General features: G+C 73.6%; 10 protein-coding genes. 2 read left to right on the top strand and 8 right to left on the bottom strand.

Features of this window, described 5'->3' with window-relative positions:
- From PKC53_RS17750 to PKC53_RS17715, 8 genes are all read right to left on the bottom strand, one after another.
- A partial coding sequence (locus PKC53_RS17750; RefSeq protein ID WP_324431053.1) for a thiamine pyrophosphate-dependent enzyme occupies positions 1-430 on the bottom strand: 430 nt, incomplete at its 3' end.
- A gap of 2 nt (positions 431-432) precedes the next feature.
- Positions 433-1,596 (bottom strand): transketolase C-terminal domain-containing protein, encoded by a 1,164-nt coding sequence (locus tag PKC53_RS17745; RefSeq protein ID WP_324431051.1) that lies wholly within the window; start codon positions 1,594-1,596, stop codon positions 433-435.
- Positions 1,593-3,257 carry an FAD-dependent oxidoreductase gene (locus PKC53_RS17740; RefSeq protein ID WP_324431050.1) on the bottom strand — a complete coding sequence of 555 codons (1,665 nt, stop codon included), beginning with the start codon at positions 3,255-3,257 and terminating at the stop codon, positions 1,593-1,595. Before PKC53_RS17740 ends, PKC53_RS17745 begins: the two co-directional genes overlap by 4 nt.
- Positions 3,254-3,814, bottom strand: coding sequence for a 2-oxoacid:acceptor oxidoreductase family protein (locus PKC53_RS17735; protein ID WP_324431048.1), 561 nt, complete (start codon positions 3,812-3,814; stop codon positions 3,254-3,256). The genes PKC53_RS17740 and PKC53_RS17735 overlap by 4 nt, the downstream gene beginning before the upstream one ends.
- A 5-nt stretch (positions 3,815-3,819) precedes the next feature.
- Positions 3,820-4,221, bottom strand: coding sequence for a RidA family protein (locus tag PKC53_RS17730; protein WP_324431046.1), 402 nt, complete (start codon positions 4,219-4,221; stop codon positions 3,820-3,822).
- A gap of 177 nt (positions 4,222-4,398) precedes the next feature.
- A complete protein-coding gene (locus PKC53_RS17725) occupies positions 4,399-4,911 on the bottom strand; it encodes a ferritin family protein (protein WP_324431044.1) in 513 nt (170 codons plus the stop codon).
- Positions 4,908-5,747, bottom strand: coding sequence for a 2-oxoacid:ferredoxin oxidoreductase subunit beta (locus PKC53_RS17720; RefSeq protein WP_324431042.1), 840 nt, complete (start codon positions 5,745-5,747; stop codon positions 4,908-4,910). The genes PKC53_RS17725 and PKC53_RS17720 overlap by 4 nt, the downstream gene beginning before the upstream one ends.
- Positions 5,744-7,525, bottom strand: a complete 1,782-nt coding sequence (locus tag PKC53_RS17715; protein WP_324431040.1) for a 2-oxoacid:acceptor oxidoreductase subunit alpha — start codon at positions 7,523-7,525, stop codon at positions 5,744-5,746. Before PKC53_RS17715 ends, PKC53_RS17720 begins: the two co-directional genes overlap by 4 nt.
- 163 nt (positions 7,526-7,688) lie before the next feature.
- On the opposite strand from PKC53_RS17715, the gene had reads away from it, so the two are divergent.
- Together had and oah are read left to right on the top strand one after the other, a co-directional pair.
- Positions 7,689-8,756 carry a 6-hydroxycyclohex-1-ene-1-carbonyl-CoA dehydrogenase gene (had, locus tag PKC53_RS17710; protein WP_324431038.1) on the top strand — a complete coding sequence of 356 codons (1,068 nt, stop codon included), beginning with the start codon at positions 7,689-7,691 and terminating at the stop codon, positions 8,754-8,756.
- A 43-nt stretch (positions 8,757-8,799) separates the two neighbouring features.
- A partial coding sequence (gene oah / locus PKC53_RS17705) for a 6-oxocyclohex-1-ene-1-carbonyl-CoA hydratase (RefSeq protein WP_324431036.1) occupies positions 8,800-9,671 on the top strand: 872 nt, incomplete at its 3' end.

The raw sequence follows: 9,671 nt of genomic DNA, 5'->3' as shown, positions 1-9,671 counted from the left end.
GCGGCGTCGACGACGACTTCTGCGCGCCGGTGTTCATGTAGCCCTCGTTGTCGAGGCACACGTAGATGAAGTCCTCGTTGCGCTCGGCGGCCGAGCTCAGGCACTGGAAGCCGATGTCGTAGGTGCCGCCGTCGCCGGCGAGCACGACCACCGTGGTGTCGCGCCTGCCCTGCGCGTCGAGCGCGCGACGCAGCCCCGACGCGGCGGCGGCGCTGGCCTCGAGCGTGGGCTGGTAGACGGGGATCTTCAGCGAGCTGTACGGCTGCGGGCCGGCGATGATCGCCATGCACGACGGCGGCACGACGGCCATCGTGTCGGGCCCCAGCGTGGCCAGCACGTGGCGCACCGACAGCGCGTCGATGCAGCCCGGGCACGCGGCGTGGCCCGAGCACAGCATCGCATCTTCGTGGTTCAGGGTCAGGCTCTGCATGGTCAGCGCACCCACAGCGATTCGGGTTGCGGCGCGGCGCCGACGGCGTCGCGCACGAAGCCGACGATCTTGTCCACCGGCACGTTGACGCCGCCGACGCCGGCGAGCAGCCCGTGCACGCGCGGCGCGCCGTCGACGCCGTACAGCGCCGCGCGCAGTTCCTGGTGCAGCACGCCGCCCGCGCCCGGCGAGTGGTTGCGGTCGAGCACGACGGCGTCGCGCACGCCGGCCAGCGCGGCGCGCAGCGCCGCCACCGGCAGCGGGCGGAACAGTCGCAGCTTGACCAGCCCGACCGCCTCGCCGGCGTCGCGCAGCGCGTCGACCGCGTCGCGCGCGGTGCCGCACATGCTGCCCATGGTCACGATCACGGCCGCGGCGCCGTCGCAGCGGTAGCGCTCGACGACGCCCCAGCCGCGGCCGGTGGCGGCGCACCAGTCGCGGTCGGCGTCGGCGGCCAGCTGCGGCACGCGCTGCATCGCCTGCTCGGCGGCCTGGCGGTGGCGGAAGAACATGTCCTGGCTGACCACGTTGCCCCACGACTCGACCTTCGTCGTGTCGAGCCGGTGCGGCGGGTCGAACGGCGGCAGGTACGCGTCGACGGCGGCCTGCGGGGGAATCGCCACCGGCTCCATCGCGTGCGACACGTAGAACGCGTCGAGGTTGACCATCGCCGGCAGCAGCACCTGCTCGGCGACGCGGTAGGCCTGCACGACGGTGTCGAGCGCCTCCTGCGCGGTCTCGACGTAGTACTGGATCCAGCCGGTGTCGCGCTGCGCCAGGCTGTCGGTCTGGTCGGGCCAGAAGGCCCAGGGCGACGCGACGGTGCGGTTGACGTTGGCCATCACGATCGGCGCGCGCGCCCCGGCCGCGTAGTGCAGCAGCTCGTGCATCAGCAGCAGCCCCTGCGACGCCGTGGCCGTGAACACGCGCACGCCGGCCAGCGACGCCGGGATGCACGCCGACATCACCGAGTGCTCGCTCTCGACGGTGATGATCTCGGCGTCGAACTCGCCGCGCGCCTGGAACTCGGTCAGCAACTCGAGCACCGGCGTCTGCGGCGTGATCGGGTAGACCGGCGCGACCTTCGGCCGCGCCAGCCGCGCGCCCCAGGCCACGGCGTGGTTGCCGGTCATCAGCACGCGGGGGGCGGCCACCGTGATCGTCATCTTGTCTCCTCGAGCATCTTCATCGACCCGGTCGGGCACTCGCGCACGCACAGCCCGCAGCCCTTGCAGTAGTCGCCGAGCACCTCGTAGCCGCCGCCGTCGGCACGCCGCACCGCGAGGTCGGGGCAGACGACGACGCAGTTGTCGCACTCGATGCAGGTACCGCACGAGAAGCAGCGTTCGCCCTCGGCCAGCGCCTGCTCGATCTCCAGGCCGAGCTGCACCTCGGCGCCCGCGGCGAGCCGCGCGGCGGCCGGCAGCGTGCGCGCCGCCGCACGTGGCGCGGGCGCGTGGTACCAGGTGGCGATCGCCGCCAGTGGCACCACCGCCTCGGCGTCGACCTCGGGTGCCGCCTCGCCGAGCAGCTGGCGGTGGATCGCCAGCGCCGCGCGCTTGCCCATGCCGACCGCCTCGGTGACGAAGCGCGCCATGCTCGCGACGTCGCCGCCGGCCCACACGCCGGCCTGCGCCGTGGCCTGCGTGCGCGCGTCGGCGGCGAGCAGCGCACCCTGCGCCGGCAACGCGTCGCCGAACACCTTCAGGTCGGGGTCGGCGCCGATCGACGTGATCACCGCGTCGGCGGCGATCGCGAAGCCGCTGCCGTCGACGCGCGAGATGCTGAAGCGCCCGCGTTCGGCACCGGGCTCGAAGCGCACGCGCACGCAGTCCAGGCGCAGCGCACCGTCGCTCCAGGTGGCGGCGTCGAGCATCGCCGCGTCGACCAGCGCGATGCCCTCGTCGAGCGCCTCGTCGACCTCCTCGCGCTGCGCCGGCATCTGCGAGCGCGACTCGAGCGCGAGCAGCGTCACCGCGTGCCCGGCGCGCCGCGCGCTGCGCGCCGCGTCGATCGCCGCGCTGCCACCGCCGACGACGACCACGCGCCGGCCCAGCGCCGGCGGGGTGCCGGCGTTGGCCGCCGCGAGGTAGCCGGCGCCGTCGACCACCCAGGGCCGGCGGTAGTCGAGCTGCGGCAGTCGTTTCGGCCGCGCCGCGCCGGTGGCGACGAACACCGCGTCGTGCGTCTCGCGCAGCCGCTGCAGGTCGTCGGGCCCGGCGAGCACCGTGTGGCAGCGCAGCTCGACGCCGAGCGCGACGATGCGAGCGATCTCGGCGTCGAGCACGTCGCGCGCGAGCCGGTACGACGGGATGCCGTGGCGCATCAGCCCGCCGAGCTCGGCGCCGGCCTCGTACAGCGTCACGCGCCAGCCGCGCCGGCGCAGCTGGAACGCCGCCGACAGCCCGGCCGGCCCGCCGCCGACGACCGCGACGTGGCCGTCGCGCTCGACCGCCGGCGGCGCGAAGGCCCAGCCCTCGGTGATCGCGGTGTCGCCGACGAAACGTTCGAGCTTGCAGATCGACAGCGCCTCGTCGTGGCCGGCGCGGTTGCACGCGCTCTCGCACGGGTGGTGGCAGATGCGTCCGGCGATCGCCGGGAACGGGTTGTGCCGCGTCAGCACGTCCCACGCGGCGCGCCACTGGCGCGTGCGTGCCAGCCCGATCCACTCGGCGATGTCGCCGTTGACCGGGCAGGCCTGGTGGCACGGCGACGGCGCGCGGATGTGGCGCGGCAGCGCGGCGCGCCAGGTGCCGGTCTTGAACACCTCGGTCGACCCGGTGGTCCAGGTCGGCGGCACGGCGGCGGTGGGCAGGGGGGCGTTCATCGCGCGGCCTCCACGCCGAGCAGCGCGTCGACCGCGCGCCAGCCGTCCTCGCACGCGGCGACGTTCTCGTCGGTGAGCTTGGGCGAGCGCTCGCGCAGCGTCGCCGCGAGCACCGGCAGTGCCGGCGCGCCGACGGCGCGCGCGAGCCCGCCGAGCAGCGCCGAGTTGACGATGCCCCCCAGCCCGTGGCGGCGCGAGATCGCCAGCGCGTCGAGCGGGATCACGCGCCGGCCCGGCAGCGACTCGGCGAACGCTTCGGCGCCGCGCGCCGAGTTGACGACGATCAGCGTGTGCGCGTCGGCGGCGGCGAGCAGCGCGCCGGCGAGCAGGCTGGCGTCGAAGCACAGGATCGCGTCGGCGCGCTCGATGTCGCAGCGCACGCGCACCGGTCGGTCGTCGACACGGATGAACGAGCTCACCGGCGTGCCGCGCCGCGCGCCGCCGTAGGTGGCGAAGCACTGCACCTCGCGTCCGGCGGCGAAGTGCGCCGCGGCGAGCAGGTTGCCCGCGGTCTGCGCGCCCTGGCCGCCGCGGCCCTGGATGACGATCTGCAGCATCACCGTCAGCCCGCGCGGGGCACCACCGCGGTGGCCTCGAGCTCGATCTTGCCCGGATGGTCGAGCAGGTCGGAGACGAAGATCATGCTCATCGCCGGGTAGTGCCTGCCCATCAGCCGGCGCCAGATGCCGCCGAGCTGGCCGCGCACCGCGAGGTAGCCGGGCTTGTCGCAGCAGAACGCGGTGATGCGGCAGACGTGCTCGGGGCGGCCGCCGGCCTGCGTGAGCACCTCCAGCACGTTCTTCAGCGCCTGCTCGAACTGCGGCACCAGGTCCTCGGACTCGAACACCTGGTCGGCGTTCCAGCCGACCTGGCCGGCGATGAACACGATGCGGCCGGCGTCGACCGCGATGCCGTTGGCGTAGCCGATCGGCGGTTTCCAGCCCGGGGGCAGCAGGACGTCCATGTCAGTGGTTCTCCGTTCGTTCAGCGACGCGGGGCAGCCGGGAGCGTCGCGGGCGGCGGCGCCGCAGTGGCGGCCGCCGCGGATCCGGTTCGCCCGGCCCACCGGCGGCGCCCCGCGGGGGCTGCAGGCACCCCGGCATCGCCCGCGCGGGAGGCGCCGAGGGCGCTGCGGGGGTGATCAATCGATGTATCGCGGCGGGTCGGGGTCGTCGGCCCAGTCGTCGTCGGGCTTGGGCACCTTCTCGAGCCAGGCCTTGACCAGCGCGACGTGCTCGGCCTCCTCGTCGCGCATCTCCTCGGCGGCGCGGCGGATCGAGTCGGTCGACGCCCGGCGCGCCAGGTCGTCGAAGAAGGCCTGCGCGCGTTCCTCGGCCTGCAGTGCGAGCTTCAGCGCGTGCCACGGGTGCATCAGGTAGTGCACGTCCTCGAAAGCCACGGTCTCGGGCGCCTCGGGCGTCGTCCACATGCCGCCACTGCGCGGCGCGACGACGTCGTCGGCCCAGCCCATGTCGGCCAGGATGTGCTGCACGTGGTGCTGCTCGTACTGCGCCATCTGGCGGAACAGCGCCGCCACCTCGGCGTTGTTGTGCGTCTCCATGATGTCGGCCAGCTCGTTGTAGCGCGACACCGCCTCGCGCTCGATCGCGAGCGCCTGCGACATCAGGTCCTCGATCGTCTGCAGCGGGCTCACAGTGCAAACTCCTTCTCTTCGATCTGCGCCACGGTCGCGCGGGTGTCGCGCGTGCGGCTGTTGTAGACGGCACGGCTGCCGGCGTAGAGAACGCCGAGGTTGAAGCCGTCGTCGGTCATGATCCGGCGCGCGGCGCGTGCCGGGTCGTCGGTCTCGGGCACCGCGGCGCGGTGCACGTGGTTCTTCCACTCGCGCTGCTCGGGGCGGAAGGTCACGCAGGGGCTGAGGATCTCGACGAACGAGAAGCCCGGGTGGCGGATCGCCTGCGCGATCACCTCGGCGGTGCCGTTCGGGTCGCCCGAGAACGCGCGCGCGACGAAGTTGGCGCCCGATGCCAGCGCGATGACCAGCGGGTGGAACGAGCGGATGCCGGTGCCGCCGGGCGAGAGCTTGTTGTCCCAGTCGGGTTCGGTGGTCGGCGACGCCTGCCCCTTGGTCATGCCGTAGACGTGGTTGTCCATCACGATGTACGTGAGGTCGACGTTGCGCCGGCAGGCGTGCAGGAAGTGGTTGCCGCCGATCGAGTAGCCGTCGCCGTCACCGCCGGCCACCACCACCGTCAGGTCGGGGCGCGCGACCTTCAGCCCGGTGCCGGCGGCCAGCGCGCGCCCGTGCACGCCGTGGAAGCCGTAGCAGTTGGTGTACGCCGGGATGCGCGAGCTGCAGCCGATGCCCGAGACCACCGCGATCTCGTGCGGCGGGCGCTGCAGCATCGCCAGCGCCTTGGTCACCGAGCCGAGCACCGTGTAGTCGCCGCAGCCGGGGCACCAGATCGGCTTGTAGTCGGACTTGTAGTCGGCGGCGGTCAGCACCGCCGGCACCGTCATGTCGTTCATGCGTGGATCTCCTGGCGGGCCACCGACGCGGCCCAGTCGACGAAGGCGGTGGCCAGCTCGCCGGGGCGCAGCGGCAGCGGCCCGGCGCGGTGCAGCCCGCGCGGGCGGCCCGGCAGATCGGCACGGCTGCGCAGGTAGCGCAGCAGCTGGCCGCCGTGGTTCTGCTCGACGACCAGCACCTCGCGCACGCCCTGCAGCGCCTGCGCCAGCGCGTCCTCGCGCAGCGGCGCGATCAGGCGCAGCGCGACCAGCCGCAGCGCCAGCGCCTGCGCGGCGGCGCGCGCGATCGCCTCGCGCACCGCGCCGGTGGTCGAGCCGAAGGTGACGATCGCCAGCTCGGCGTCGCCCTCGACGTCGGCCCAGCGCGCGCCGTAGTCGTGCTGCATCAGCTTGCGCTCGCGCTTGGCGAGCTGCTTGCGGTGGTCGGCGGCCTGGCTGCTCGGGATGCCGCGTTCGCTGTGCTCGAGCCCGTCGGCGGTGTAGACGGTGCCCGGCGTGCCCGGCACCGCCATCGGCGACACGCCCGACGGCGTGTCGAGGTAGCGCCGGTACGGCTCGGCCGGGTTCGCCGCGGCGGTCAGGCGGCGCGCCGGTTCGCCGGGCGGCGGCGGGCGGTCGATGACGCAGCGCGACTGACCCATGAACTGGTCGGACAGCACCAGCGCCGGCGCCTGCAGCGCCTCGGCCAGGTGCACCGCCCACTCGGTGGTCGGCAGGCAGTCGGCGATCGACGTCGGCGCCAGCACCAGCCGGGGCGCGTCGCCGTGCAGGCCGTCGACGGCGAACGACAGGTCGGACTGCTCGCTCTTGGCCGGGATCCCAGTCGACGGGCCGCCGCGCATCACGTCGACGACGACGATCGGCACCTCGGCGGCCACCGCCAGGCCGATGCCCTCGGCCATCAGCGCCAGCCCCGGGCCGGCGGTGGCGGTCAGCGACGGCACGCCGCCGAAGCTGGCGCCGACGATCATGTTCACCGACGCCAGTTCGTCCTCGGCCTGCAGCAGCGTGCCGCCGACCTCGGCCAGCGCCGGCGCCATCCACTCGAGCAGCTCGGTGGCCGGGGTGATCGGGTACGCGGCGACGAAACGCACGCCGGCGCGGATCGCGCCTGCGCCCGCGCCCTCGTTGCCCGACAGAAGCCAGCGCCCCTGGCCGCCGGTCGCCGCCGCGGGCAGCGGCTGCGGCCGCGCGCCGTCGAGCGCGGTGGCCTGCGCGATGCCTTCGCGCAGCGCGGCCAGGTTCTTCTCGAGCGCGTCGGCGCTGCGCTTCCAGCTCGCGCGCAGCGCCGCCTCGAGCGCGTCGGCGCCGACGCCGGCCAGCGTGCCGGCGTAGCCGAGCACGACCATGTTGACCCAGCCGCCGGCGGTCTTGGCGAGCTTCTTCAGCGGCAGCGCGACGGCGCGCGCGCCGCTGGCGCGGAACACCTCGGGCGCCTCGCCCTCGTCGGCGTCGCCGACGAGCAGGCTCGCGGCGTGCAGCGGGATCTCGTCGGCGAAGCGGTTGAGGTTCTGCCAGTCGACCGCCAGCAGCAGGTCGAAGCTGTCGTCGAGCGACGCCAGCGGCTGCGGGCCCAGGCGCAACAGCGCCGCGGCCTCGCCGCCGCGGATCTGCGGGCCGCTGGTGCGCACCATCAGCCCGTACAGGCCGGCACGCGCCGCGGCGTCGAGCAGCAGCGTGCCGGCCGTCATCACGCCGGCGCCGCCGCTGCCGGCGATCGCGATCGAGAACGTGCGCGCCGGTGTGTGCGCCGTGGACATCGGGACCTGGGTGTTCACGCTTGCCTCCGCGTTTTCGATGCGTGAAGTGAAACGGCGCGCGGCGATCGCTCCTCTGACTCAGATCAAAGGTCGCGCCGAAAACCGTGCTCAGAATCCCTCATTGCCGCATTTCGGTACCGCATTACCATATTTGCATCGACCCGGCCCGGAGACACGCACGATGAGCACCGCCGCCCACCGCTGGCAGATGACCGCCCCCGGCGCCCCGCTGGTGCGCGAGGACTTCGTCGCCACCCCCGGCGCCGGCGAGGTCGTCGTCGCGATCGCCGGCTGCGGCGTGTGCCACACCGACCTGGGCTACTACTACGACGGCGTGCGCACCAACCACGCGCTGCCGCTGGCGCTGGGCCACGAGATCAGCGGGCGCGTCGTCGAAGCCGGCGAGGGCGCCGCCGACTGGCTCGGCCGCGCGGTGATCGTGCCGGCGGTGCTGCCGTGCGGCGAGTGCGACCTGTGCCGCCGCGGGCTGGCGACGATCTGCCGCGCGCAGAAGATGCCGGGCAACGACATCCCCGGCGGCTTCGGCTCGCACATCGTGGTGCCGGCGCGCGGGCTGTGCCCGGTCGACGAGCGGCGGCTGGCGGCCGCCGGCCTGACGCTGCCGCAGGTGTCGATCGTCGCCGACGCGCTGACCACGCCGTACCAGGCGGTGCGTCGCGCCGGCGTCGAACCGGGCGACGTCGCGGTGGTGATCGGGGTGGGCGGCGTCGGCGGCTACTGCGTGCAGATCGCGGGCGCCTTCGGCGCGCAGGTCGTCGCGGTCGACGTCGACGCGCGCAAGCTCGACGCGATCGTCGCCGAAGGCGGCGCGGCGCTGGCGCTGAACGCGCGCGACCTCGACGCGAAGGCGCTGAAGAAGGCGGTGTCCGAGTTCGCGAGGCAGCGCGGCCTGCGCGGCACCGAGTGGAAGATCTTCGAGTGCTCGGGCACCGCGGCGGGCCAAACCACGGCGTTCAACCTGCTGGTGCACGGCGCGACGCTGTCGGTGGTCGGCTTCACGATGGACCGCGTCGAGGTGCGGCTGTCGAACCTGATGGCGTTCGACGCGCGCGCGATCGGCAACTGGGGCTGCCCGCCCGAGCACTACCCGGCCGCGCTCGACCTGGTGCTCGACGGCAAGGTCCGCCTGGCGCCGTTCGTCGAGACGCACCCGCTCGACCGCATCAACGACGTGTTCCACGCCGTGCACGCGCGCGAGATCACGCGCCGCGCCGTCATGGTGCCCTGAGCGCCGTCGCTCCCCTGGCCCCGAACCCTCCCGAGGAAAGCCGATGACCCACGAATTCAAGAACCACGACCTCGTCGACGACATCGCCAAGCCCGGCGTGCGCTACGAGAAGCGCCCGGCGCGCCGGCCCGACGGCAGCGAGGTGCCGGGCCTGTACAACGCCTGGATCTGGCTCGACAACCCCGGCCAGTACAACAGCTACACGACCGACATGGTCAAGGGCGTGATCCTGGCGTTCCGCGCTGCCAGCAACGCGCGCGACGTCAACTGCGTGGTCTTCACCGGCGTCGGCGACAAGGCCTTCTGCACCGGCGGCAACACCAAGGAGTACGCAGAGTACTACGCCGGCCAGCCGCAGGAGTACCGCCAGTACATGCGGCTGTTCAACGACATGGTCTCGGCGATCCTGGCGTGCGACAAGCCGGTGATCTGCCGCGTCAACGGCATGCGCATCGGCGGCGGGCAGGAGATCGGCATGGCCTGCGACTTCAGCGTCGCGCAGGACCTGGCGCGCTTCGGCCAGGCAGGGCCGAAGCACGGCTCGGCGCCGATCGGCGGCGCCACCGACTTCCTGCCGGTGGTCGTCGGCGCCGAGCGCGCGATGGCCGCCTGCGTGCTGTGCGAGCCGTTCAGCGCGCACAAGGCCTACCAGATGGGCGTGCTCACCGACGTCGTGCCCGCGCTCAAGGTCGACGGCAAGTTCGTCGCCAACCCCACCGTCGAGACGCAGCGCATGGTCGACGAGTTCGGCCGCTTCTGCTACGGCGAGGCCAAGACAGGCGACGCGCTGGCCGAGGGCAAGGCGCTGATGAAGCGCGGCACGGTCGACCTGTCGCTGCTCGACGCCAAGGTCGAGGAGCTGTGCGCCAAGATGCTGCTCACGTTCCCCGACTGCACGACCAAGACGATCGAGGA

The organism is Azohydromonas sp. (assembly GCF_035325925.1).
Taxonomy (GTDB): Bacteria; Pseudomonadota; Gammaproteobacteria; order Burkholderiales; family Burkholderiaceae_C; genus Calidifontimicrobium.
Note: the sequence above shows the minus strand (reverse complement) of the source record. Positions and strands in the feature narration are given on the sequence as shown.